This window comes from Haloferax sp. Atlit-6N (genome assembly GCF_003383195.1).
GTDB lineage: Archaea > Halobacteriota > Halobacteria > Halobacteriales > Haloferacaceae > Haloferax > Haloferax gibbonsii.
This window is the reverse complement of the sequence record NZ_QEQJ01000090.1, coordinates 1-634: the sequence shown is the minus strand read 5'-3', so window position 1 is coordinate 634 and position 634 is coordinate 1. Positions and strand designations below refer to the sequence as shown.

At 68.5% G+C, this 634-nt stretch carries 2 pseudogenes; both read right to left on the bottom strand.

What is annotated here, in order from left to right:
• Positions 1 to 321 (bottom strand): annotated as a pseudogene (locus DEQ92_RS21310) (hypothetical protein); the annotation flags it as partial.
• A 55-nt stretch (positions 322 to 376) separates the two neighbouring features.
• Positions 377 to 634: pseudogene (locus DEQ92_RS21305) on the bottom strand (hypothetical protein); the annotation flags it as partial.

Below are 634 nucleotides of genomic sequence, written 5' to 3'. Positions count from 1 at the left end.
CGCGTCCGCGTCGAATCCGACGGCGGTCGCGGGCCCGAAGCCGGTCGCGGCGAAATCGAGCGCGTCGGACGGGCCGGCGGTGGCGGCCGCGTCGCCGTCCACTGTGCTCCGATCCGCCACCAAGACCTCCTCGTCGGTCGCGACCGCGACGAGCGGGCCCGCCGTCGCGACGTCGCGGGCGTGACACCGAGCTGCGACGCCGAACTCCCCGATCAGGTCGTCGGAGACGGAGACGGCGACGACGCCGAGTCCCGTCGCGAGATAGACCGTCTCGGTCCCGGAGTTGTCGGTGTACACTCGCTTCTCGTCGATCGTTGGCATACCCGAAATTCGCCGAGACGTGGTAAAAACGGTGCGGAGCGCGTCTCGACGGGGTCTATATGAACTCCCGAACCTCGGAGTACCACATCTCGTGGTAGTCGACTTCGCCGATGCGTTCGGCGATGGCGACCGCGAGCACGTGCCAGCAGCGCTCGTGGGGGTCCTCCGGATCGAGGTTGTACGCGCTGTCCTTACAGGTGCACCCGCCGTCCTCGACGACGTACTCGTCTTCGTGGCCGACGACGACGGTGAAGTCCCGGTAGCGCTTGATGCGACCCTCCGAGACGGCTTCGATGGCACGCGCGCCGCGGCC